The sequence below is a fragment of the Pyramidobacter sp. YE332 genome (assembly GCF_033060595.1).
GTDB lineage: Bacteria > Synergistota > Synergistia > Synergistales > Dethiosulfovibrionaceae > Pyramidobacter.
Genome location: NZ_CP133038.1, coordinates 2278723 through 2302496 on the forward strand (window position 1 = coordinate 2278723; position 23774 = coordinate 2302496).

General features: G+C 58.9%; 19 protein-coding genes and 3 rRNA genes. 12 read left to right on the forward strand and 10 right to left on the reverse strand.

Annotated elements, in window-relative coordinates; all coding sequences use genetic code 11:
- Positions 1–21: 21 nt before the first annotated feature.
- The 3 genes from hutI (at position 22) to hutH (ending at position 5065) form a co-directional block, all read left to right on the forward strand.
- Positions 22–1272 (forward strand): imidazolonepropionase, encoded by a 1251-nt coding sequence (hutI, locus tag RAH42_RS10830; protein WP_296425347.1) that lies wholly within the window; start codon positions 22–24, stop codon positions 1270–1272.
- 215 nt (positions 1273–1487) lie between these two features.
- A complete protein-coding gene (locus RAH42_RS10835; RefSeq protein ID WP_317539492.1) occupies positions 1488–3434 on the forward strand; it encodes a urocanate hydratase in 1947 nt (648 codons plus the stop codon).
- Positions 3435–3526: 92 nt separating this feature from the next.
- Positions 3527–5065 (forward strand): histidine ammonia-lyase, encoded by a 1539-nt coding sequence (hutH, locus tag RAH42_RS10840; protein WP_296425352.1) that lies wholly within the window; start codon positions 3527–3529, stop codon positions 5063–5065.
- Positions 5066–5343: 278 nt separating this feature from the next.
- On the opposite strand, the gene RAH42_RS10845 is transcribed toward hutH, so the two are convergent.
- Together RAH42_RS10845 and RAH42_RS10850 are read right to left on the reverse strand one after the other, a co-directional pair.
- Positions 5344–6333 carry an asparaginase gene (locus RAH42_RS10845; RefSeq protein WP_296425355.1) on the reverse strand — a complete coding sequence of 330 codons (990 nt, stop codon included), beginning with the start codon at positions 6331–6333 and terminating at the stop codon, positions 5344–5346.
- 2 nt (positions 6334–6335) lie between these two features.
- Positions 6336–6980: a lactate utilization protein gene (locus RAH42_RS10850; protein ID WP_317539493.1), complete on the reverse strand. Its 645-nt coding sequence runs from the start codon at positions 6978–6980 to the stop codon at positions 6336–6338.
- Here RAH42_RS10850 and RAH42_RS10855 point away from each other — a divergent pair.
- The 8 genes from RAH42_RS10855 to rplS all read left to right on the forward strand — a co-directional run bounded on the left by RAH42_RS10855 (position 6960) and on the right by rplS (position 11704).
- On the forward strand, positions 6960–7358 hold the full coding sequence (locus RAH42_RS10855) for a hypothetical protein (protein ID WP_317539494.1): 399 nt from the start codon (positions 6960–6962) through the stop codon (positions 7356–7358). The two genes, RAH42_RS10850 and RAH42_RS10855, sit on opposite strands and share 21 nt — an antisense overlap.
- Positions 7355–7702, forward strand: a complete 348-nt coding sequence (locus RAH42_RS10860; protein ID WP_296425361.1) for a sigma-70 family RNA polymerase sigma factor — start codon at positions 7355–7357, stop codon at positions 7700–7702. Before RAH42_RS10855 ends, RAH42_RS10860 begins: the two co-directional genes overlap by 4 nt.
- The gene (gene ffh / locus RAH42_RS10865) at positions 7695–9044 is read left to right on the forward strand and encodes a signal recognition particle protein (protein WP_296425363.1); all 1350 of its coding nucleotides are present in this window, start codon (positions 7695–7697) and stop codon (positions 9042–9044) included. The genes RAH42_RS10860 and ffh overlap by 8 nt, the downstream gene beginning before the upstream one ends.
- Before the next feature lie 68 nt (positions 9045–9112).
- Positions 9113–9379, forward strand: a complete 267-nt coding sequence (rpsP, locus tag RAH42_RS10870; RefSeq protein ID WP_009163513.1) for a 30S ribosomal protein S16 — start codon at positions 9113–9115, stop codon at positions 9377–9379.
- A gap of 5 nt (positions 9380–9384) precedes the next feature.
- Positions 9385–9651, forward strand: a complete 267-nt coding sequence (locus tag RAH42_RS10875; protein WP_296425366.1) for a KH domain-containing protein — start codon at positions 9385–9387, stop codon at positions 9649–9651.
- Between the two features lie 2 nt (positions 9652–9653).
- Positions 9654–10181, forward strand: a complete 528-nt coding sequence (gene rimM / locus RAH42_RS10880) for a ribosome maturation factor RimM (RefSeq protein ID WP_296425368.1) — start codon at positions 9654–9656, stop codon at positions 10179–10181.
- Entirely contained in the window at positions 10169–11320 is a 1152-nt protein-coding gene (trmD, locus tag RAH42_RS10885; RefSeq protein ID WP_317539495.1) for a tRNA (guanosine(37)-N1)-methyltransferase TrmD, read from the forward strand. The genes rimM and trmD overlap by 13 nt, the downstream gene beginning before the upstream one ends.
- 30 nt (positions 11321–11350) lie before the next feature.
- Entirely contained in the window at positions 11351–11704 is a 354-nt protein-coding gene (rplS, locus tag RAH42_RS10890) for a 50S ribosomal protein L19 (protein WP_296425371.1), read from the forward strand.
- 123 nt (positions 11705–11827) lie between these two features.
- Here the strand turns inward: rplS and RAH42_RS10895 are convergent, their stop codons facing one another.
- The 3 genes from RAH42_RS10895 to RAH42_RS10905 form a co-directional block, all read right to left on the reverse strand.
- The gene (locus RAH42_RS10895) at positions 11828–12571 is read right to left on the reverse strand and encodes an amino acid ABC transporter ATP-binding protein (protein ID WP_317539496.1); all 744 of its coding nucleotides are present in this window, start codon (positions 12569–12571) and stop codon (positions 11828–11830) included.
- Positions 12568–13245 (reverse strand): amino acid ABC transporter permease, encoded by a 678-nt coding sequence (locus RAH42_RS10900; protein WP_120372945.1) that lies wholly within the window; start codon positions 13243–13245, stop codon positions 12568–12570. The genes RAH42_RS10895 and RAH42_RS10900 overlap by 4 nt, the downstream gene beginning before the upstream one ends.
- 91 nt (positions 13246–13336) lie before the next feature.
- Positions 13337–14176, reverse strand: coding sequence for a transporter substrate-binding domain-containing protein (locus tag RAH42_RS10905; RefSeq protein WP_317539497.1), 840 nt, complete (start codon positions 14174–14176; stop codon positions 13337–13339).
- Positions 14177–14819: 643 nt separating this feature from the next.
- On the opposite strand from RAH42_RS10905, the gene RAH42_RS10910 reads away from it, so the two are divergent.
- A complete protein-coding gene (locus RAH42_RS10910; RefSeq protein WP_317539498.1) occupies positions 14820–15824 on the forward strand; it encodes a C45 family peptidase in 1005 nt (334 codons plus the stop codon).
- A gap of 153 nt (positions 15825–15977) precedes the next feature.
- Here the strand turns inward: RAH42_RS10910 and rrf are convergent.
- The 5 genes from rrf to rny form a co-directional block, all read right to left on the reverse strand.
- A 5S ribosomal RNA gene (gene rrf / locus RAH42_RS10915) occupies positions 15978–16092 on the reverse strand.
- Between the two features lie 131 nt (positions 16093–16223).
- Positions 16224–19198: ribosomal RNA gene (locus RAH42_RS10920) — 23S ribosomal RNA — on the reverse strand.
- A gap of 304 nt (positions 19199–19502) precedes the next feature.
- Positions 19503–21027 (reverse strand): 16S ribosomal RNA (locus RAH42_RS10925).
- Together the 16S, 23S and 5S rRNA genes form the textbook arrangement of a ribosomal RNA operon.
- A gap of 342 nt (positions 21028–21369) precedes the next feature.
- Positions 21370–22176, reverse strand: a complete 807-nt coding sequence (locus RAH42_RS10930) for a TIGR00282 family metallophosphoesterase (RefSeq protein ID WP_296426950.1) — start codon at positions 22174–22176, stop codon at positions 21370–21372.
- A 9-nt stretch (positions 22177–22185) separates the two neighbouring features.
- Entirely contained in the window at positions 22186–23718 is a 1533-nt protein-coding gene (gene rny / locus RAH42_RS10935; RefSeq protein ID WP_317540260.1) for a ribonuclease Y, read from the reverse strand.
- Positions 23719–23774 lie beyond the last annotated feature (56 nt).

Here is a 23774-nt window from a genome sequence, read left to right on the forward strand (position 1 = left end):
GATTCAAAAGGAGGCGAAGGGATGAGCGGAAAACTGTTTTACAACGCGGCGATCGCCACGCCGCTGATGGGCGGCGCGCCGGCGGCGGGGGCCGCGCAGGGGCGCGTCGCGTCGTGGGAGAAGGGCGCGCTGTTCGTCGAGGGCGGCCTGATCGCCGCCGTCGGCGACGAGGCGGAAGTGCGCGCGGCTCTCGCCGCGAAGGACGCGGAGATCGAAGAGGAGCGCAACTGCGAGGGCGCGGCGATGATTCCCGGCTTCGTCGATCCGCATACGCACATCTGCTTTGCGGCGCGGCGCGAAAAGGAATTCACGATGCGCCTGCAGGGCAAAACGTATCTGGAGATCCTCGGCGCGGGCGGCGGCATCCTTTCCAGCGTCAACGCCGTCAAGGCGGCCAGCGAGGAGGAACTGTTCGAGACCACGCGCGAGAACGTGCTCTCGGCCTTGAACTTCGGCACTACGACCATGGAAGTGAAAAGCGGTTACGGCCTGGACACCGCCGAGGAACTGAAAATGCTGCGCGTGATCGCCCGCCTCGGCGAGGAGACGCCGCTGGACATCGTGCCCACGTTCATGGGTGCCCACGCCGTGCCCACGGAATACAAGGGGCGCGCCGACGATTTCGTCGATATTCTCGTCGATGAAATGCTGCCCGCCGTTAAAAAACAGGGCATCGCGCGCTACTGCGACGTGTTCTGCGAGACGGGCGTGTACACCGTGCCGCAGAGCCGCCGCATCCTCGAAGCGGCTCGCACGCTGGGCATGAAGCTGCGCATCCACGCCGACGAAGTGGACGACACGCAGGGCGCGGGGCTGGCGGCGGAACTTCGCGTCGCCTCGGCCGAACACCTGCTGGCGGCCAACGAAAAGAATCTCAGGGCCATGGCGGAAGCCGGCGTCATCGCCGACGTGCTGCCCGCCACGGCATACAGCCTGCGCAAGCCCTACGCCGACGCGCGCCGCATGATCGCACTGGGCGTGCCCGTGGCGCTGGCCACCGACTGCAACCCCGGCTCCTGCTTCTGCGAGTCGATGCCGTTCGTCTTCGGCCTGGCGGTGATGAACATGAACATGACCGTAGAAGAGGCGCTGACCGGCTGCACGCTCAACGCCGCCTGGTCCGTCGGCCTGCAGGACAGAGTCGGCAGCCTGGAGATCGGCAAACAGGCCGACTTTTTGCTGCTTGACGGCGATTCGCCGACGATCCTGGCTTATCACGCCGGCGTCAGTCCCGTCATGGAAGTGTACAAAAAAGGCGTTTACGTGGCGTAAAGACGCATCGAAAGTTCTCGCGGAGACGTGGAAAAATAAAAAGCTGTCGGCCGCGAGGCAATTGGGTTGTTTTTGTTTGTCGTAAAACGTTCGTTCGCTTGATGGAAGTCCGTGGGGAAAAAGATCGGCGGGACGCGGTTCATCGGAAAAGGATTTTTCTCCGCTGCTCCGCTTCTCCGCGGGAGATCTTGTTTTATAAAAGGAGAGAAAAACACATGCAGGAGAATTTGCTCAACAGTGAAGCGATGGTCATCAAACTGGACGAGGTTCTGCCCGAATATCCCGAATTCGCGGCGGGGATCCGCCGCGCCCCCGACCGCGGCTGGACGCTTTCGCAGTCCGAGACGGAGCTGGCGCTGCGCAACGCGCTGCGCTACGTGCCCGAGAAGTACCACGAGCAGCTGATCCCCGAGTTCATGGAAGAACTGCGCACGCGCGGCCGCATCTACGCCTACCGCTTCCGCCCCGCCGGCCGCATCTGGGGCCGCCCGATCGACACCTACGAGGGCAAGTGCCTGGCCGGCAAAGCTTTTCAGGTGATGATGGACAACAATCTCGACTTCGAGACGGCGCTCTATCCCTACGAACTCGTCACCTACGGCGAGACGGGGCAGGTCTGCCAGAACTGGCTTCAGTACCGCCTGATCCAGAAGTATCTGCGCGAGCTGACCGACGACACCACGCTGGTGCTCGAGAGCGGCCATCCCGTGGGACTGTTCGCTTCGCATCCCGGCGCGCCGCGCGTGATCCTCACCAACGGGCTGCTCGTCGGCCTGTTCGACAACCAGAAGGACTGGCACCGCGCCATGCAGCTGGGCGTCAGCAACTACGGCCAGATGACCGCCGGCGGCTGGATGTACATCGGGCCGCAGGGCATCGTACACGGCACCTTCAACACCGTGCTCAACGCCGCGCGCCTCAAGTTCGGCGTCGGCATCGTCGCCGAAGTCGATTATTCCCGCATCGAGACCCGCCACCGCCAAGGCTGGGTCGGCGAGATCACCGACAGCGCCGAAAAAGCCTTCCGGATGGCTCAGGAAGCGCTGGACGCCAAAAAGCCTCTTTCGATCGCCTATTACGGCAACGTCGTCACGCTGCTCGAGTACGCCGAGAGCCGCCATATCGCAATCCAGCTGCTTTCGGACCAGACTTCGTGCCATGCCGCTTACGAGGGCGGATACTGCCCGGCGGATCTGACCTTCGAAGAGCGCACGAAAATGCTGCACGAGGATCCCGAAGAGTTCCGCAGGCACGTCGACGCCAGTCTGCGCCGTCATTTCGACGTGATCAAGAAACTGGTGGACCGCGGCTCCTATTTCTTCGATTACGGTAACAGCTTCATGCGCGCCGTCTTCGACGCCGGCGTTACCGAGATCGCCAAGAACGGCAAAGACACCTACGAAGGCTTCATCTGGCCCAGCTACGTCGAAGACATCATGGGCCCCCATCTGTTCGACTACGGCTACGGCCCCTTCCGCTGGTGCTGCCTGAGCGGCAAACACGAAGACCTGCGCGCCACCGACGAGGCCGCCATGGCCTGCATCGACCCCGACCGCCGCAGCCAGGACTACGACAACTGGGTCTGGATCCGCGACGCCGAAAAGAACAACCTCGTCGTCGGCACGCAGTGCCGCATCCTCTATCAGGACGCCGAAGGCCGCACCAACATCGCCCTCGCGTTCAACAAGCTCGTGCGCGAGGGCAAGATCGGCCCCGTCATGCTGGGGCGCGACCACCACGACGTCTCCGGCACCGACGGCCCCTTCCGCGAGACGGCCAACGTCAAGGACGGCAGCAACATCTGCGCCGACATGGCCACCAACACCTTCGCCGGCAACGCCGCCCGCGGCATGACGCTCTGCACGCTGCACAACGGCGGCGGCGTGGGCATCGGCAAGTGCATCAACGGCGGCTTCGGCCTGCTGCTCGACGGACGCCCCGAGACCGACGCGATCATCAGGTCGGCGATGATGTGGGACGTGCTCGGCGGCGTCGCGCGCCGCGCCTGGGCCCGCTGCGAACACGCCGAAGAGGTCAGCCGCGAAGTGAACGCCAAGTATCCCGGCAAGTACCACATCACGCTGCCGTACCACGTCGACGGCGACTCGGTGCGCCGCGCGGCCGAAGCGGCCTGCGCCCAAAGAGAACATCACGAAGCCTAGGCGCTTTTCGAAAAAAAACGGAACGTTAAACGAAAGAGCCGCCGCGAAGCCCGCGGCGGCCCGTCAAACCCAAACAATCAGGAGTGATCGCCATGAACCGCGCCAATCCCGTCGTCCTTACCGGCCGTAACCTGACCCTCGAACAACTGATCAACGTCTCGCGCTGCGGCGCTCCGGTGAAACTTTCCGCAGAGGCCGTCGGCCAGATCAACCGGGCGTCCGCCCTGATCGAGAACTGGGTCGCCGGCAACCGTATCGTCTACGGCGTGACGACGGGATTCGGCGATCTCGCCACCGTAAAAGTCGACGCCGCGCGCACCCGCTTGCTTCAGGAGAACCTGATCCGCAGCCACGCCGTCGGCGTCGGCGAACCGCTGCCCGTCGACGTGGTGCGCGCCATAATGCTACTGCGCCTCAACGGCCTGCTCTGCGGCCATTCCGGCATCACGCTGGAAACGCTGTCGCAGCTCGTCAACTTCCTCAATCTCGGCATCACGCCCATGGTGCCCGAGCAGGGTTCCGTCGGCGCGTCGGGCGATCTCTGCCCGCTGTCGCACATCGCTGCCGCCATGCTCGGCGAAGGCGACGTGTTCTATCAGAACCGGCGCATGACCGCGCTCGAAGCCATGAAGCTGACGGGACTCAACCCCGTGTCTCTGCATCCCAAAGAAGGACTGGCGCTCAACAACGGCACCGCGGCGCTGACCGGACTCGGCGCGTTGGCGCTGTACGACGCGCTGAAACTCGAAAAGAACGCCGACATCGTCGGCGCCCTGTCACTGGAAGCGCTGCACGGCGTGCCCTACGCCTTCGACGCCCGCACCCACGCGCTGCGCCCCCACAGCGGCCAGATCGCCGTGGCGCAGAACATACGCCGCCTCATCGAAGGCAGCGAGATCATCGACAAGTACAAAGGCTCCCGCGTGCAGGACGCCTATTCGCTGCGCTGCATGCCCCAGGTGCACGGCGCCAGCCGCGACGCGCTAGATTACGTGAAGTCGAAGATCGAGATCGAGATGAACTCCGTCACCGACAACCCGCTGATCTTCCCCGACGACGAGGCGGCGCTCAGCGGCGGCAACTTCCACGGCCAGCCCATCGCCCTCGCCATGGACTTTTTCGCCATCGCCGTTTCCGAATTCGGCAGCATCTCCGAGCGCCGCAGCGCCCGCATGGTCGACAAAAGCCTCTCCAACGGCCTGCCGCCCTTCCTGATCGACGACAGCGGCGTCAACAGCGGCTTCATGATCACCCAGTACACCCAGGCCGCCGTGGCCTCGGAGAACAAGACGCTGACCCACCCCGCCTGCGTCGATTCCATCCCCACCTCCGCCAATCAGGAAGACCACGTCTCCATGGGCTATTGGGGCTCGCTCAAGGCTGCGCGCGTGCTGCGCAACGTGGAAAAGATCCTCGGCATCGAAGCCATGGCCGCCTGCCAGGGCGTCGACTTCTCGCTGCCGCTCAGTCTCGGCCGCGGCACGAAAGCCGCCTACGAAGCCTTCCGCGCCCAGATCCCCTTCCTCGAAAAAGACCGCTTCATCCATCCGCTCATGACCCAAGCCATCGACTTCGTCCGCAGCGGCGCTCTGATCGACGCCGTCGAGAACGCCATCGGCGAGTTGAACTGATTGTCCGACAAGATCATCGCTCATACTATTTCTCAATTAAAAAGCCGAACGCAGGGGCGCTGCGAGGGAGCTCCAAGCGACTGAACTCCCCCGCAGCGCTCAGAAAATTACGTTTACACTTTCTATCAAGAATCAATGTAACTCGCCGCTTCCCAAAATCCCAACGTCTGCGCATGAAGCGCGCTCCCCCGTCAGCAGGACGAACAAGGCGCCGGAAGAAAAATCTTCCGGCGCCTTGTTCGTCTTGCTGTTTTCTCAAGAGCAAACATCATTTTTCGTTACTGGTCCAACAGATATTTCTGCAGCTCTTCGCCCTTCAGATTTGCGCCAATGCCGACAGCCAACTTGAGGCGCGCCTGCAAGGGAGAAAGGAAGCCGCCGTTCATGACGCCGAACTCCTTCAGCTTCAGGAAGGCTCCCTCGAAGGAAGAATCCTCCATCACACAGCCCCGCAGGCAGCGCGACACGACCACCACGGGGACGCCGTCGCGCACAAGGGCCTTCAGGTAAGGGACCCAGGCGGGATAGACATGGCCGCCGCCGAAGCCGGCGATGACAAGGCCGTCGAGGGGATTGCCCTCGTCGCCGGTGAGCAGCTGCAGAAAACGTTCCCCGGCCCCCAGCGAAGCGTAGAGCAGCTCCACATTGCGGGCCGGCGTAAACGGCGCGTCAAAAATTTTGCTGCGCTTGGGAGCCTGCCAGAGATGGACCTTGCCGGCGACAATGGCGCCGATGGCGCCGCGGAAATTGCCCGCGAAACCGAGACGGCCGTAGTCGGCATACTCAACGATATCGGAAGCCGCAAAAAGCTGTCCGCCGGCGCAGACCAGCACGCCCTGCCCCCACGCTTCGCGCGACAGGGCGGTGAGCAGCGCCTCGTTCAGCACGGTCAGCGCGTCGCTGCCGGGAACGCCCGCCGGCGCATGAGTCGCGGCAAATATCAGCGGCTGCGGATACACCCAGAGCAGATCGGCCAGATAGGCCATCTCCTCCACGGCGTCGGAGCCGCAGAAGACGACGACGGCATGAGCTCCCGCTTCGACCTGCTGGCTCAACAGTTCGACGAGGTCGGCCGTCATGCGCACCGAATAATGACTGCTGGGCTGATGGCTCCAGTCCACCAGGCGCACCGCTCCCGCCAGCTCGGGCGAAATCCACGACTGGATCGTCTCCGCCGAAACCGGCTGCTGCGAGGTGACGATGCCGTCGGCCAGTCCCATGGAGATTTCGCCGCCGGCGATGACAAGTGAAATATTCTGATCTGCCATTCTCAATACCCCAATTCTTCGCCTACGAGAACCACGTAGGATTTCCTGCCGTCTGGCATGGTCGGCGCCTGCTCCATGATCAGCACGGCGCGGCAGAGGCTGTCGGGACCGAGACAGCCTTTCTCGTCATGACAGCCCATGATGGCGCAGGGCGTCTTGCTCTTGAGCCGCAGCGCGTTGGGCGGCGCCGCGCGGTCGCGCACGCGCGCAAGGGCGCTTGCCACGTCGGGACAGACCTTGTTCATGCCGACGACGTAGATCCGGTCGCCGCGGCTCCAGCACATGGCCGCCACGCGATTGCCGGAACCGTCGATATTGACGAGCACGCCGTCTTTGGTGATCGCGTTGGAACTGGCGAGAAAGACGTCGCACTGCGCTTCTTCAAAACGCGCTTCCAGCTTCTCCGCCGCCGTCGCCTTCGGATCCCAGTGCTGCACCACCTTGTGCCCGCGCCCCCGCAGCGCTTCGACGGCGCCGATCTCGCGAATCGTCACGGAGCCGGGGATCCCCACGCTGGCGCCGGCGGGGATCAGGGTCAGAACCTTTTCCAGAGCTTCCGACGCGGTCGCGGCGTAAAAGGGAACGTGCCCCCGTCGGACCAGATGCTTCTCCATGCTCGCCGCAAGATGGCGGTAGTTGTCTCGCACAGCCTCATTCATCGTCGTTTCAGTCTTCATTTTCTCCTCCAGTTCGGGCTCGGCGAAGCGTTCGCTCTGCCTCAGCCCATGGCGCAAACGCGTTCGTTTTTCCACATTCAAACGCGAAACAAAAAAAGATTAAAAACAGAGCCGAGCTTATTTTATCATACCTATCCCCGCAGAAAAAGAGAATTCTTGCCCGCCGAAATGCAAAAATCAAATCCCGCCTCTCGGCAACCGGCACAATCATCTCAGACGAAGCCGCATGATGAAGAAAACGGGGACAGCGAACACAACCTTTCTCGGACGGGTCAAGCAAAACATCTTGACACCCTCGTTACGATCGCTTATAATGCTCGCGTCGCGAAGGGAGTGGGGACAGAGTGAGCGAAAACGAAGTGCTGGAACGGCGCATTCAGCTTTCGCGGCTGTACGATCTCTACGGGCCGCTCCTCACGGAACGGCAGCGCCGCGTCTACGAAATGCACGATCTCGACGATCTCTCGCTCTCGGAGATCGCCGACGATCTGGGGATCAGCCGTCAGGGCGTTTCCGACCAGCTGCAGCGGGCACGCGACCGCCTCGACGAGATCGAAACGCTGCTCGGCCACGCCGAGAGCTTTCGCCGTATCGAGGACGAAGCCCGCGCCATCTGCGACGGCGAAAATCCCCAACAGCACGCCGCGGCCATTGTCGAGGCGTGCGCCGGAAGGACGATGAATCATGTTTGACTCGCTCAAAGAACGGCTGGAAAGCATTTTCAGCGGACTGCGCGGCCGCGGCAAGCTGACCGAAGAAGACGTTCAGCAGGCCCTGCGCGAAGTTCGCCGCGCCCTTCTCGAAGCCGACGTCAACTACAAAGTCGTCAAGGACCTGGTCGAAAAGATCCGCGTCCGCGCCGTCGGCGCCGAGGTGCTCGAGTCGATCATGCCCGCCCAGCAGGTCGCCGCCGTCGTCTACGAAGAGATCGCCCGCATCATGGGCGAAGGCAGCCGCGGCATCGACATCGCCTCCCAGCCTCCGACGCTGGTGATGATGGTCGGACTTCAGGGCGGCGGCAAAACGACGAGCAGCGCCAAGCTCGCCAAAAAGCTGAGCAAGAACCACAAGCCCATGCTCGTCGCCTGCGACCTGCGCCGCCCCGCCGCGGTGGATCAGCTGCGCGTGCTGGCCGGCCAGGCCGGAGTCGCCTTCTTCGGCCCCGAAGCCGGCGAGACCGACGTCGTGGCGCTCTCCCAACGGGCTCTCGCCTACGCCGCCTCGCACCTGATCGACGTACTCATCTTCGACACGGCCGGACGTCTCGCCGTCGACGAGGAGATGATGGCCGAGCTCGACCGCATGAAAGCAGTCCTGAACCCGCACGAAATCCTTCTGGTCGTCGACGCCATGTCGGGGCAGGAAGCCCTGAACGTGGCCGAAGCCTTCAACAAACGCCTCGGCGTCACCGGCGTCGTGCTCAGCAAGCTCGACGGCGACGCCCGCGGCGGAGCGGCTCTGGCCGTGCTGGCCGCTACCGGCGTGCCGGTCAAATTCGCCGGCGTCGGCGAAGGACTCGACGCCATCGAGCAGTTCGATCCCCGCCGCATGGCCGAGCGCATCATGGGCATGGGCGACATGGCCGGCCTGGTGGAAAAGATCAAGGAGGCCACGACCGAAACCGACATCCGGCAGATGGCGCAGAGCTTCAAAAAGCAGCGCTTCACGATGGACGACCTGCTCGCGCAGTTCGCTCAGGTCGAGAAGATGGGCCCGCTCGACAAGGTGATGGAGATGCTGCCCGGCGCGATCACCAGCAAAATGAAGGATCTGCCGTCGGAAGCGTTGGACGACAAGCGCCTGCTGCGCATGAAAGCCATCATCCAGTCCATGACGAAGGCCGAGCGCCGCGATCCCTCGATCATCAAGGGCAGCCGCCGGCGCCGCATCGCCGAAGGCTCGGGCACCACGGTGCAGATGGTCAACCAGCTGCTGAAGCAGTTCGAGCAGATGAGCGAGTTGTGGAAGCGCTTCGGCAAGATGGGCAAAAAAAGAGGCCTCATGGGAGGTCTGGGCGGCATGTTCCGCCGCTGAAAAACCGCAGAAAATCCCCAAACGGGATTTTTTATAAACGACAAATTGTTTCAGGAGGTGTTGCAGAAATGGCAGTAAGAATTCGTCTTTCACGTCACGGCCGCAAAAAGGTCCCCTTCTATCGTCTCGTGGTGGCCGACTCCCACAGCCCCCGCGACGGCCGCTTCATCGAGGAGCTCGGCACGTACGATCCCATGAAGGATCCCGCCGAGATCAAGATCAACGAGGAATCCGCCGTGAAGTGGCTCCGCAACGGCGCTCTTCCGTCCGACACGGCCCGCGCTCTTCTCAAGAAGGCCGGCGTCTGGGCCAAGTTCTCCGAGAAAGCCGAGTGACGCCCATGGATTACCAGGCTCTCGTCAAAACCATCGCCGTCTCGCTCGTGACCAAGCCCGAATCGGTTGAAGTCAGCGCCGAGAAGGACGCCGAGGGCGTCCTCCGCGTGCTGATCCACGTCGCCGAAGAAGACACCGGCCGCGTCATCGGCCGCCGCGGCGCCACCATCAACGCCATTCGTCAGATCGTCCGCGTCTCCTCCGTCAAGGGCGGAGACAGCGTCGAAGTCGACGTCGCCGAGACCGGCGACAGGAACGCCGACGCCGAATAACGATGCCTGGCACCGTCAGAGTCGTCATCGGGCAGGTCCAGGGTACTCACGGCCTTCGCGGCGAGCTCAAGATCCGGCCGCTCACCGATTTTCCCGAGCGTTTTTTCGATATGGAGAGCCTCAGCTTCTACCGTGACGGAAAATGCGCGGGGAGCTATCGCGTGGAAGGCATGCGCGACGCGCTGACGCGCGGTTATTTTCTGGCCGCGCTGGAAGGCGTCGACACCATCGAGCAGGCCGAACTTCTGCGCGGCTGCTCCGTGGAGATCGCCTCGGACGAGCGCATGCCGCTGGCGCCTGGCGAGTTCTGGATCAGCGACCTGATCGGCCTTGACGCGTGCGACGACCAGGGGCGCAAGCTCGGCGTCGTCAAAGACATCGTCGACAGCGGAGCCTCTCAGCTCGTCGTCGTTAGAGATCCCGACGGCAAGGATCACCTGATCCCCGCCGCGCCGGAATTCCTCCGCGACGCCGACCTGAAAGCGCGCCGCGTCACGCTCCGTTTGATCGAAGGACTGTGGGAACTGTGAAAGTCACCGTCGTCACCGCGTTTCCCGATTTTCTCGACAGCTTCGCGCGCACCAGCATCGTCGGCCGCGCCGTGGAAAAAGGGCTGATCGACGTGGAGATCGTGAACCTGCGCGACTTTGCGCAGGGCAATTACCGGCAGATCGACGATTACAGCTTCGGCGGCAAAGGCGGCATGACCCTCATGCCCGAAGTGCTGGAGCGGGCGCTGCATTCCGTCCGCGGCGAAAGGACGAAAGTCCTCTTCCCCACGCCCGTCGGCGCCGTGTTGACGCAGGACCTCGTCGAAGCGCTTGCGCGCGAAGAACATCTTGCGATCTTCTGCGGCCATTACGAAGGACTGGACGAGCGTTTCGTCGAGAAGTACGTCGATCTGGAATACTCCATCGGCGATTACGTCCTCACCGGCGGCGAGATCCCCGCCATGACGCTGATCGACGCGCTCTCGCGCCTCGTTCCCGGCGTCGTCGGCAAAGAGCTTTCCGTCGCCGACGACTCGTTCTACAACGGCATGCTCGACACGCCCCACTTCACCCGCCCCGCCGTCTGGCAGGGCATGGAAGTCCCCGCCGAACTCACGTCCGGCGACGACGCCCAGATCGAGAAATGGCGCCGGCGCGCCGCGGCCGGCCGCACGCTCTCTCGCCGTCCCGATCTGCTCAGCCGCGCCAACGTAATGGACTATCTGCAAGACGAAGTGTATCTTGGTCTTTCAATCGATCCCACCGCGCCGGAACTGGCCGCCGAACTCGCGCAGATCGTTCAAACCGCAAAAGCCTACGGCCTCGCGCGCGTGATCGCCGCGCCGCAGAAGTGCGAAGACTTTGACGCGCTCCGCAGCCGGCTGTCCGAAGTTCCCGAAATCAAGTGCGTCCCCTCCGTCAGCCGCATGGCGGAGTGGGTCGCGAGAAAAAAACACGGCCCGCTCCTCACCATCGCCGCGGAAACTCCTTCAGGCATCCCATGGATGGAAGCCAAACGGCAAATGGTCGGAGCGTCCGGTCCCGCGCTGATCCTTTTCGGCGCCGCGCCGGCGCAAGGCCGCGTCATCGCCATGCGGCCCCAGGAGACTACCGGTGGAGAACTGCCTCGCACCGCTCTGATCTCCGCTACGCTGGACCGGTTTTTCGGTTCCAGATAAAACACCCGACAAACAGGGAGGTAATGCAGTATGGATCCCAGAGTAAAACTCGTTGAGCAGAAATACATGAAGCCGGAGGGCGAAATCCCCGCCTTCCGCGCCGGCGACACCGTGCGCGTTTCCGTCAAGGTCAAGGAAGGCGCCCGCGAGCGTCTTCAGGCCTTCGAAGGCATCGTCATCGCCCGCAAGCACGGCGGCATCGGCGAAAGCTTCACCGTCCGCAAGATCAGCAACGGCATCGGCGTGGAGAGGATTTTCCCCCTTCACTGCCCCAGCGTCGCCCAGATCGAAGTCAAGCGCCTCGGCCGCGTCCGCCGCGCCAAGCTGTACTATCTGCGCAAACTCAGCGGCAAGAGCGCCCGCATCAAAGAGCGTCGCGTTTAATCTCCTCACAGCCCCACGCACTAAAAAGTCTCCCATTTTTTCGAACGTATCGAAAAAATGGGAGACTTTTTGTTACCTCTTACCCCGAAGATCAAAAACACCGATCCAGGCCACACATGCGCTTCATCGACGTTCAGAAATGTGCATGAGAAACTGCCGCGTCTCTTCCTGCTGCGGAGCGTTGAAAATCTGTTCCGGCGTGCCGCTTTCGACGATCCGCCCATGATTCATGTACACCACACGGTCCGCGACGTCACGGGCAAACGACATCTCATGGGTCACGATCACCATCGTCATGTTGTGTTTCCGCGCCAACCCGCGGATCACGTTCAGCACTTCCCCGACCAGATATGGATCAAGCGCGCTGGTCGGCTCGTCAAAGAGCATGACTTTGGGGTTCAGCGCAATGGCGCGGCCGATAGCGACGCGCTGCTGCTGCCCGCCGGAAAGCGTAGCCGAAGAGGCGTCTGCTTTTTCCTCGAGCCCTACCTGCTCCAAAATTTTCAGGGCTGCCGCACGGGCCTCTTTCTTTTTCCTATGCTGGACAATCTGTGTGGGAAAGGCGATATTCTCGAGCGCCGTTTTGTTGTTGAACAGATGGAAGTTCTGAAAGATCATGGCCGTTTTGCGCCGCAGTTTATAAATATCCCGCCGCGCCGCCTGTCCTGCCGTCAGGGTTATTCCGTCGATACTCACTTCCCCTGCATCGGGAACTTCCAGATAATTCATGCACCGAAGCAACGTGGATTTCCCCGTGCCGGAAGGGCCAATAATCGCCATAACTTCGCCGTCTTCTACGTCAAGGTCGACCCCCTTCAGCACTTCCAGAGCACCAAAGCGTTTCTTCAATCCGCGGATGGTGATCATTGTGCGCTTCCTCCGACAACTTTCAGACGACGTTCCAAATACTTCTGAAGGATACCGATAATTTTCGACAAGCAGAAATAGATGATAAACGCGTCAAGGTATGCTTCAAAAAATTTAAAAGAACCATTCCCTATCAGCGACACTTGTCCCATAATTTCTCTGACACCCAACGTGAAAGCCATGGACGTGTTCTTCAGCAGAGCGATAAAATCGTTCGTCAATACCGGAACGGCGATCCTCGCCGCCTGCGGCAGCACGATATACCACATAGTCTGCAACTGGGTCATGCCGCACGCAAGACCTGCTTCGGTCTGCCCTTTCGCCACGGCTTCCAGAGCCGAGCGCATATTTTCCGTCGTATAGGCCGCGGCGTTCAGCGCCAAACCCAGTATTGCCGCGTTGATCGCCTTCATTTCACGAAAGAACGGCGAGACCTGCGCAAAGCCATAATAAATGAAAAAGAGCTGCGTCAACAACGGCGTTCCTCGAAATATATCGATATATACGTTCACTAACGGCGTCAATAGCGGGACTTTGTAATAACGGATAATCGTGACCGCCAGCGCCAAAGCGAGGGTCAACATCATAGCCAGCACAGCGATTTTCAAAGTTATCCCCGCATAACTCAGGATCACTGGCAATTGCCGCAACGCATATGACCAATCAATATTCATGACCGACCTCAACTCAAGATTTAGTTTTTAAAATCCGAACATCAAAGAAGGATTTCTCCGCGCACAGAGAAATCCTTCCGAATCGTCTCGCTTACTCAAAAACCTTAAGAGGTTTGTAGGCTGTTTCATCAAGCCCCAACCACTTCATACTGAGCTCTTTCATCGTTCCATCGTCAATGAGCTGCTGCGTCGCCTCGCTGAAAATCTTGCGAATCTTCTCAGAGCGCGGTTCGTCTTTGCGCCAGGGGAACGCGCAGGATCCTTCCTCGATCGAAGGACATGCGGCAACTTCAAGCTCAAAACCACCCTGCTTCGCCTGAATGAAAGCCGATACCGGCGATTTATAAATCGCGTCAAGGCGTCCCATTGCCAGATCGTAAGGATGCCCTTCCTCACTGTATGCGACAATCTCAAAAGGAACTTTTTTCTGCAGCTCTTCAAGACGCAGAATCGTGTTGCCGCCAGCAGCGCAGCCGATACGCAGCCCCTTCAGATCTTCAAACGTCTTATATTTCGCCCCGTCGCCCTTGCGCACGATAATGCGATTCTCGTCATAAATGTATTCACGCGAAAAGTCATATTTTTTCTGACGCTCATCGCTGGGAAAGATGCAGCACACCACCGTATCAATGCGTTTCGAGTCCATCTGCCCAAAAATTCCGTCCCACGGCAAGGTTTTGATCTCTATCGAAATCCCAGTACGCGCCGCAATCTCGTGAATCATATCGACTTCAAAACCGGTAAGATTCCCCGCATCATCCAAAAAATTGAAGGGAGGATAAGCTCCGTCGGTTCCAAAAACAACCGTTCCAATCTCCTTCAGCGTCTCTGGTTCCACGCTGATCTTCTTCTCATTGCCGGCATACGCCGCCGAAACGAAAAGCACCCCTACCAGCCCCAGACACCCCAAGAACTTTGCCTTAACTTCCATTCTAAAGCTTTTCCTCCTCGCGACAAATATATAACCATGCCCCGCAGAGCGCACGATAAAAACGAAAAGACTGCTTCTCCAAATATTTTCATCGTTTCCGCTTACCATTCATTCTCGCGGTACATGATTATTGTTTATAATGATAATTCTCTCTACAGAGAAATGCAAGTACGTACGCTCATACAATTCAATGAACAAAACCCAAAAAAAATGCGCTCCATACAGAACAATTCTTTACCAATCGTTTTCGTTAACACAAAAAGGCCCCATATCACGCTAAGTTGAAAAGATCAATCTCGTTTCCTCTTTCAAGCGTCGCTATAGTGCCCCTTCTCTTATGGTTCTTCGGTATATTACTCCCCCTTTTGCTCCGTGTTCCACAGCAGCACATACGGCTCCCCGTCGTCAATCATCGCCGTCTTCAGAATCAGCGTCTTGCGGAGAACCGATTCGGGGAAAGCATTCAATACCGTCGGCAGAATCTCAAGCGCCGCGCAAGCAATTTCGTTTCGTCCTCTGGATCACGTGCGCAGCGCGTAAATTATAAAACCGCAGAGGCATTGACATAAAATTTTTATTCCACTATCCTTTTGTTCAGGAGTTGCCGGCAGCCCCTTATTACAAAAATAAGGAGCGCAATCTCATGAATCATGAAATATTCTCGGGAACGCATTACAATATCGGCCGTCAGTGGGGACAAAAACTGGCGCCGCGAAACGTTTCACTCCTCTCTCAGATTCCCTTTCCGCTTTCCGAAGAAGCAGGAAACTTCGCTTCGGCCTGTCTGCCCGTTTATCAAAAATTTTTTCCGGAAATCCTCGATGAAATCCAAGGCGTCGCGGACGGGCAAGGCTGTTCCCCCGAAAAGCTGCGGACGCTTCTGTTCAGCCTCTATTCGATAGCGCCGGGCGCCAACTGTTCCTGCTTTGCGCTGTCGGGCAAAGGACAGATCCTGCTTGGCCGCAACAGCGATTTCTTCTCGGAGCTCAAAGAACAAAATATGAACGTCATTTACGACGTTCCCGCCGCCTCACAGGGCTTCACCGCGAACACGACCAGCTTCATACAGATGGAAGACGGCGTCAACCGCCTCGGTCTTGCCGTCGGTCTTACCTCGGTTCTGCCGCGACGCATAAAGCCAGGAATGAACGCGGGACTGCTGCTGCGCTTCTTTCTGGAAAAATGCCGTAACGTCGACGACGTGCTTCAAAGCATTGCCAGGCTCCCCATCAGCTCTTCACAAACCTTCACCGCCGCCGATCCATCGGGCAGAATCGCTTTGATCGAATGCAGCTCCGAACACGTGAGCGTCAGTTCCACCCCTCTACCGCAGAACTTTCTCTGCGCCGTCAACAGTTTTCATATGAGACCAATGGACAGCCTCCAGAAAGCCGCGGCCGAAGAGTGGTTCTCGGAACGCCGATATCGGACGATGAGAGATTCCCTCATCAAGGGGCGCGTCACCGACGCCTCTTCCGCCCAAAAACTGTTGAGCGGCGAACACGGCTTTCTGAGTCAGTATCCCCCCAGTACAGGCAAAGATACCGTCTGGTCCGTCGTCTACGATCTCGCAAACAGAAAAATCTACCGCGCCGAAGGCAATCCGCAGCGTTGTCCTTTCCGTCACGATCAGCGATTCCCGCTTTAAGAAAAAAGAGCCAAAAAAGGCCGGCCCGCGGCGGGAAGGATTTTCCGCAGCGGGCCGGCGATTTTTGAACGAAGATTTTTAAGCGAAGATTTTCGAGCGGAGAAAGGAAGAGAAAAAGAGAAGAAGGAAGAAGTAAGGAAGAAAAAACAGAGACACGGGCGACGACCTACTCTCCCGCGAAGCGAATCGCAGTACCATCGGCGCGTGAGGGCTTAACTGCCGGGTTCGGCATGGGACCGGGTGGACCCCCTCCGCATTTATCACCAGTATCTCTGTTCAATTCGACTTCCGCAACTGCCATGGACGCGTCCACAGTCAGTGCGAAAGCGAAACCTTTTCGTTGTTCTTTTTTCGTTTCTCTTTTTCGTTTCTCTTCTCTCGAACAGCACGAAACTGAAACAGGTTAAGGCCTCGGTGTATTAGTACCGGTTAACTCAACGTCTCGCAACGCTTCCATTCCCGGCCTATCGAACCCCTCGTCTCGGGGACACCTTACTACCTTCTGGTATGAGATATCTCATCTTGGGGGCGGTTTCCCGCTTAGATGCCTTCAGCGGTTATCCGGGCCGTACTTGGCTACTCTGCTGATGCGGCTGGCGCCACAACAGATACACCAGTGGTACGTCCACTCCGGTCCTCTCGTACTAGGAGCAGCTCCCCTCAAATATCTTGCGCCCGTGGTGGATAGGGACCAAACTGTCTCACGACGTTTTGAACCCAGCTCGCGTACCGCTTTAATGGGCGAACAGACCAACCCTTGGGACCTGCTACAGCCCCAGGATGCGACGAGCCGACATCGAGGTGCCAAACCTCCCCGTCGATGGGAACTCTCGGGGGAGATCAGCCTGTTATCCCCAGGGTAGCTTTTATCCGATGAGCGACGGCCTTTCCATTCAGCACCGCCGGATCACTAGGACCGACTTTCGTCTCTGCTCGAAATGTCTCTCTCGCAGTTAAGCCAACTTATACCCTTGCGCTCTCTTGGCGGTTTCCATTCGCCATGAGTTGACCTTTGCGCGCCTCCGTTACTCTTTGGGAGGCGACCGCCCCAGTCAAACTGCCCGCCTGACTGTGTCCTCTTCGTCGATTCAGACGCTAAAGTTAGACATTCGAAATCACAAGGGTGGTATCCCAACGATGGCTCCAAGAAAGCCAAAGCTCTCTCTTCTCCGCCTCCCACCTATCCTGTGCATGTGATTTCAAATATCAGTATCAGGCTACAGTAAAGCTCCATGGGGTCTTTCCGTCCTACCACGGGGAACCGGCGTCTTGACCGGTACCACAATTTCACTGGATCTCTCGTTGAGACAGCGCTCAAATCGTTACGCCATTCGTGCAGGTCGGAACTTACCCGACAAGGAATTTCGCTACCTTAGGACCGTTATAGTTACGGCCGCCGTTTACTGGGGCTTCATTTCCAAGCTGCGCCTTGCGGCTCACTCTTCCATTTAACCTTCCAGCACCGGGCAGGCGTCAGACTCTATACTTCGACTTGCGTCTTATGCAGAGTCCTGTGTTTTTGGTAAACAGTCGCTTGAGCCTGGTTTCTGTGGCTGCTCCCCGCTTCACCTTACGATTGACGGGGGCAGCACTCCTTCTCCCTAAGTTACGGAGTTAACTTGCAGAGTTCCTTAACGAGAGTTATTCCACTCACCTTAGCTTGCTCAGCTTGACCACCTGTGTCGGTTTCGGGTACGGGCGCCATAAGTTCTCCCTAGCAGGTTTTCCTGGCAGCGGAGCTTCAACAGCTTCGCCTCGAAATGAGGCTCCCTCTCGGATCTCGGCCTTGACGGGGCGATGTGCTTGACTGTCGCCCCAGCCTGCTTCCTTGGACTGGCTCTTCCATCAGCCGGCCTGTCTAGCTTTCTGCGTCGCTGCTTCGGTCGTAGCGAACTTATCGCGGGGCAGGAATTTCAACCTGCTGTCCATCATCTACGCTTTTCAGCCTTGACTTAGGCCCCGCCTTACCCTGGGCGGATCAACCTTCCCCAGGAATCCTTGGTCTTCCGGTGTATTTGATTCTCGCAAATATGTCGTTACTCATGCCGGCATTCTCACTACTCAGCTGTCCACGAAACTTTACAATTTCGCTTCGTCCCGCTGACTACGCTCCCCTACCGATAGATTGCTCTATCCCATAGCTTCGGCGGCATGCTTAGCCCCCTACATTTTCGGCGCGGGGGTCCTCGACCAGTGAGCTGTTACGCACTCTTTAAAGGATGGCTGCTTCTGAGCCAACCTCCTGGCTGTTTCGGGGTCCCTACATCCTTGTCACACTTAGCATGCTCTTCGGGGCCTTAGCTGATGATCTGGGCTGTTTCCCTTTCGACCACGAACCTTATCACCCGCGGTCTCACTCCTGATTTCTACGTGGCGGCATTCGGAGTTTGATGGCTCGCGCAAATCCCCCAGGACCGCTTGAGCTGTCAGTCGCTCTACCTCCGTCACGAATCCATCAAGGCTGCACCTCAATGCATTTCGGGGAGAACCAGCTATTACCTAACTCGATTAGCTTTTCACTCCTAACCACAGGTCATCCAAGACTTTTTCAACAGGCACTGGTGCGGTCCTCCATGGGGTTTCACCCCCACTTCAACCTGCCCATGGCTAGATCGTCAGGCTTCGGGTTTATTGCAGGCAACTTCGCGCTCTCTTCGAACTCGCTTTCGCTTCGGCTCCGGAACTTCATCCCTTAACCTCGCTGCATGCAATATCTCGCCGGCTCATTTTTCAATAGGCACGCTGTCACTTTCCATACATCGCTGTATTTCCAGCTCCAACTGCTTGTAGGCATACGATTTCAGGTCTCTTTCACTCCCCTCCCGGGGTGCTTTTCACCTTTCCCTCTCGGTACTATGCGCTATCGGTCACTTACAGTATTTAGCCTTGGACCATGGGCGGCCCGGATTCAAACGGAATTTCTCGTGCTCCGCTCTACTTGGGATTCGGTCTTCAGAGGGATCGGGTTTTCGTCTACGCGGCTTTCACGTTCTGCGGCTCGCTTTTCCAACACGATTCGACTAACCCGAGCTTTTCTTACTCTGCGGAAGCTCAGCAGCGCTTCCCCGACTGTCCCGCAACTCCCTCCGCAGCAACGGCTGCTGCCTTGCACTGCGGGGGTTTAGGCTGGCCCCTGTTCGCTCACCACTACTGGGGGATCTCTTCGATTTCTTTTCCTCCGGCTACTGAGATGTTTCACTTCACCGGGTTCCTCTCCTTTACGGAGTCACGGGTCTGCACCCGTGGGGTTGCCCCATTCAGATATCCGCGGATCGAGGCCTGCTTGCGGCTCCCCGCGGCGTTTCGCCGCTTGCTGCGTCTTTCGTCGGCTGTAAGTGCCTAGGCATCCGTCGTATGCCCTTTCTACCTTAACCTGTTTCAGTTTCGTCCTGTTCGATTGTCAAATGGCTGGGCGCGCGGGAGGGGGATCCGGTTTCCCGAGGATCTTTCTCCAACGCTGGATGCCGCGCGCTCTTTCGGCGCTTGCTCTTTGGCGTTTTGCGTTTGGCGCTCGGCGCTTTCTTAATCCAGGCATAAAACGCCCGGTTGGGTTCCTTGACTCGAAGAGGGGGAGAGAAGCGGCGTGAAGCGGGGGAAGATGTTTTGGTATTTCTGTCGTGCAAACGTGCAGCTTGTTTCGTTCAGCTTGAGTTCTCGTTCGCTGATGGTGCTCCTTAGAAAGGAGGTGATCCAGCCGCACGTTCCCGTACGGCTACCTTGTTACGACTTCACCCTCCTCACCGGACACTCTTTAGGCGGATCCTTCCTTGCGGTTAGGCCTCCGGCTTGGAGAGCACCCGACTCGGATGGTGTGACGGGCGGTGTGTACAAGGCCCGGGAACGTATTCACCGCGGCTTGGCTGATCCGCGATTACTAGCGATTCCAACTTCATGCAGTCGAGTTGCAGACTGCAATCCGAACTGGGGATGGCTTTCCGGGATCTGCTTCACCTTCCGGTCTCGCTTCTCTCTGTACCATCCATTGTAGCATGTGTGTCGCCCTGGACATATGGGCCATGATGACTTGACGTCGTCCCCACCTTCCTCCATCTTGTCGATGGCAGTCTCGCCGGAGTGCTCAGCTTTACCTGGTAGCAACTGGCAATAGGGGTTGCGCTCGTTGCGGGACTTAACCCAACATCTCACGACACGAGCTGACGACAGCCATGCAGCACCTGTTCACGTTCCCTTCCTTGCGGAGGGGTCGATCCGCTTTCGCTTCTCTACCGCGTGTATGTCAAGTCCAGGTAAGGTTCTTCGGTTTGCATCGAATTAAACCACGTGCTCCACCGCTTGTGCGGGCCCCCGTCAATTCCTTTGAGTTTCAATCTTGCGACCGTACTCCCCAGGCGGTATGCTTATCGCGTTAACTTCGGCACGAAACTATCGCTAGTCTCACACCCAGCATACATCGTTTACTGCCAGGACTACCGGGGTATCTAATCCCGTTCGCTCCCCTGGCTTTCGCGCTTCAGCGTCAGTATGCAGCCAGCAAACCGCCTTCGCCACTGGTATTCTTCCTGATATCTACGCATTTCACCGCTACACCAGGAATTCTGTTTGCCTCTCTGCTTCTCAAGCTCTCCAGTTTCGTCTGCGAAAAAGGGTTAAGCCCTTCCATTTGACAGACGACTTGAAGCGCCGCCTACGCGCCCTTTACGCCCAGTAATTCCGGACAACGCTCGCTCCCTACGTATTACCGCGGCTGCTGGCACGTAGTTAGCCGGAGCTTCCTCGCAGGGTACCGTCACTTCCTTCTTCCCCTGCAACAGAGGTTTACAACCCGAAGGCTGTCTTCCCTCACGCGGCGTCGCTGGGTCAGGCTTCCGCCCATTGCCCAATATTCCCCACTGCTGCCTCCCGTAGGAGTCTGGACCGTCTCTCAGTTCCAATGTGGCCGGTCGACCTCTCAGTCCGGCTACCCGTCTTCGGTTTGGTGAGCTTTCACCTCACCAACTGCCTGATAGGACACAAGTCTCTCCAAAAGCGCATCTCTGCTTTTCACCTTCCGGCTTATGAGGTATTAGCTCCGGTTTCCCGCAGGTGTCCCTCTCTTTCGGACAAGTCCTTGTGCTTTACTCACCCGTCCGCTGCTCGAATGATTCAATTCAACATATGTCTCCTCAAATCATCCTCGCCCAACTTGCATGTGTTAAGCACGCCGCCAGCGTTCGTCCTGAGCCAGGATCAAACTCTCCGTTGAATCCTTTATCCTTACCTGTTCCATCTTCTCGGATCCTTCTCGCTTGGCTTCTCTTCCTCGTCCTCTTCGGTTGTCAAGGAGCTGCACTGACGTTTGGCGATCCAATGTGAACCGCGTTTCGTTCAGTGCAAGGGAAATGATACACCCTGGAGCATTTTTTGTCTATATCTTCTTTTAGTTGATGTTATTGGCTTATTTGTAATCTGTAAAGCTTCATATCGCAAACGGTCCCGGACGATCAAATCCCACAGATCGCTGAAACGGCGCTCAATGCCTGCCGGCAACAGAAAAATCCCGAAAACCGGCGTTTTCGGGATTTTTCTGTTGCGCATTTTTTTCGGCTCAGTTTTTGCCGGTGAGTTCGTCCAATTCACCTGAGCGAATCGCCACGCGTTCGATGCCGCAGGCTCTGCCGTCCTCGTCGTCGATCTCAACGATCACGCCGTTCAGTCGCACGTCCTCCTGGGCAACTTCGAACTTAGCCGGCAAAGAGGTGAGAAATCGGGGCAAAACGCTTTCGTAGGTCATGCCGATGGAGCTGCGGAACGCGCCGGTCATGCCGACGTCGCTGATGTAGGCGGTGCCGCCGGGCAGGATTTCTTCGTCGGCCGTCTGGACGTGGGTATGGGTCCCGACCATGGCGGAAACCCTTCCGTCAAGGTACAGTCCCATGACGCGTTTTTCCGAGGTGGCTTCGGCGTGGAAATCGACGAAGACGGGAATGTCGCCGAGTTTCGGCAGTACCTCGTCCATGGCGCGGAAGGGGCAGTCAGTGAGGGGCATGAAAACGCGTCCCTGGATGTTGACGACGCCCAGTCTTTTGCCGTTCCTGCCGGCAAGGATCGTCCAGCCGCGGCCGGGCACGCCCTGCGGGTAATTGAGGGGACGGAGGACGCGGCTCTCTTCATCCAGAAGAGGAAGAAACTCTTTTTTGTCCCAGATGTGGTTGCCCGAGGTGATGCCGTCTACGCCGGCGGCGAAAAATTCGTTCATGATCTTTTCGGTGAGGCCGCGGCCGGCGGCGCTGTTTTCGCCGTTGACGAGAACGAAATCGAAGGGGCCTTTCAGGCGGCGCAGCTTGGGCAGCATGGCGAAAAAGGCGTTTCGCCCGGGGCTGCCGACGACGTCGCCGACGAAGAGTATCCTCATGGGCGAAGCCTACTTGGCGAGGTCGGAGGCGCGGATCTCCTTGATGGCGGTGACTTTGATCTGGCCGGGATACTTCAGTTCTTCCTCGATCTTGCGGGCGATGTCGTAAGCCAGTTTGGCCACGGACGCCTCGTCGGGGACGCTGGGCGCGACCAGCACGCGGACTTCGCGTCCGGCCTGGATGGCGAAGGCCTTGCTGACGCCCTTGAAGCCGTTGGCCACGGTCTCGAGTTTTTCCAGACGTTTGACGTAGGCGTCGATGCTCTCGCGACGGGCGCCGGGGCGCGCTGCGCTGATGGCGTCGGCGGTGGCGACGATGACGTCGTAAATGCTCTTGACTTCCATGTCTTCGTGGTGCGAGCCGATGGCGTTGATGACTTCGGGCGGCTCGCCGTAACGTTTGGCGAGGTCGGCGCCGATCAGGGCGTGCGGGCCCTCGATCTTGAAATCGACGGCCTTGCCGATGTCGTGAAGCAGGCCGGCGCGACGGGCCAGTTCTTCGTTGACGCCCAGCTCGGAGGCGATCATGCCGGAGATGTACGCCACTTCCATGCTGTGCTGCAGGGCGTTCTGGCCGTAGCTGTAGCGGTAGCGCAGCTGGCCGATGGTGCGGACCAGCTCGGAATTCATCTGCTTGATGCCGAGTTCCATCAGCGCCTGATCGCCGGCGTCGGCGATGGACTCCTCCACTTCGGCGGTCGCTTTGGCGACCAGCTCCTCGATGCGGGCAGGATGGATGCGGCCGTCCACAACCAGCTTTTCGAGCGACAGACGGGCGATCTCACGACGCACGGGGTCGAAACAGCTCAGCGTCACCGCTTCCGGCGTGTCGTCCACGATCAGGTCGACGCCGGTGGCCGTCTCGAAGGCGCGGATGTTGCGGCCTTCGCGGCCGATAATGCGGCCCTTCATCTCGTCGTTCGGCAGCGACACGGTGCTGACGGCGACGTCCGAGGATTTCTCCACGGCGCAGCGCTGCACGGCGGTGACGATGATCTCGCGGGCTTTCTTGTTCGCGTCGCGCTGGGCCTGGGCTTCCATCTCCGCCAGCCGCAGGCCGATCGCGTGCTGAGCGCTGTCTTCTACCTCATGAAGCAGCTGGGCGCGGGCCTGGTCGCTGGTCATCCGGGCGATCTGTTCGAGGTCGGTGACGCGTCTCTTGCAGAGTTCGTCGGCTTCCTGGATCTTCTTTTCCAGATCGTCCTGACGGGTCTTCATCTCGTCCTCGCGGTGCTGGAGCTTTTCCAGCTTGCGGTCGAGTTTCTCTTCTTTCTGCTCCAGAAGGCGTTCGGTGCGCTGCAGCTCCACGCGCCGCTCCTTGGCGTCCCGCTCGGCTTCGAGGCGGACTTTGGAAGCTTCGTCACGCGCCTCCGACACCAGCAGCTTGCTGTCGCGCTCGGCGCTGGACCGCGCTTCCTTGACGATGTTCTCCGCCTGAGAGCGCGCTTCCGCCACCTTGCGCGCGGCCACGCCCTTGGCGATGAACATCCCCGCCCCCGTGCCCCCGATGATGCCGAGGAGCACTCCAAGTACCAGATAAATACTCAAAAGTTCTCACTCCTTATGAATTTGTCAATATAAAATCGCCCCGCCCATTT

Coding starts and splice junctions, on each gene's coding strand:
- hutI (WP_296425347.1), top strand. CDS start 22: ATGAGCGGAAAACTGTTTTACAACGCGGCGATCGCCACGCCGCTGATG.
- RAH42_RS10835 (WP_317539492.1), top strand. CDS start 1,488: ATGCAGGAGAATTTGCTCAACAGTGAAGCGATGGTCATCAAACTGGAC.
- hutH (WP_296425352.1), top strand. CDS start 3,527: ATGAACCGCGCCAATCCCGTCGTCCTTACCGGCCGTAACCTGACCCTC.
- RAH42_RS10845 (WP_296425355.1), bottom strand. CDS start 6,333: ATGGCAGATCAGAATATTTCACTTGTCATCGCCGGCGGCGAAATCTCC.
- RAH42_RS10855 (WP_317539494.1), top strand. CDS start 6,960: ATGGCGGTAGTTGTCTCGCACAGCCTCATTCATCGTCGTTTCAGTCTT.
- ffh (WP_296425363.1), top strand. CDS start 7,695: ATGTTTGACTCGCTCAAAGAACGGCTGGAAAGCATTTTCAGCGGACTG.
- rpsP (WP_009163513.1), top strand. CDS start 9,113: ATGGCAGTAAGAATTCGTCTTTCACGTCACGGCCGCAAAAAGGTCCCC.
- RAH42_RS10875 (WP_296425366.1), top strand. CDS start 9,385: ATGGATTACCAGGCTCTCGTCAAAACCATCGCCGTCTCGCTCGTGACC.
- rimM (WP_296425368.1), top strand. CDS start 9,654: ATGCCTGGCACCGTCAGAGTCGTCATCGGGCAGGTCCAGGGTACTCAC.
- rplS (WP_296425371.1), top strand. CDS start 11,351: ATGGATCCCAGAGTAAAACTCGTTGAGCAGAAATACATGAAGCCGGAG.
- RAH42_RS10895 (WP_317539496.1), bottom strand. CDS start 12,571: ATGATCACCATCCGCGGATTGAAGAAACGCTTTGGTGCTCTGGAAGTG.
- RAH42_RS10900 (WP_120372945.1), bottom strand. CDS start 13,245: ATGAATATTGATTGGTCATATGCGTTGCGGCAATTGCCAGTGATCCTG.
- RAH42_RS10905 (WP_317539497.1), bottom strand. CDS start 14,176: ATGGAAGTTAAGGCAAAGTTCTTGGGGTGTCTGGGGCTGGTAGGGGTG.
- RAH42_RS10910 (WP_317539498.1), top strand. CDS start 14,820: ATGAATCATGAAATATTCTCGGGAACGCATTACAATATCGGCCGTCAG.
- RAH42_RS10930 (WP_296426950.1), bottom strand. CDS start 22,176: ATGAGGATACTCTTCGTCGGCGACGTCGTCGGCAGCCCCGGGCGAAAC.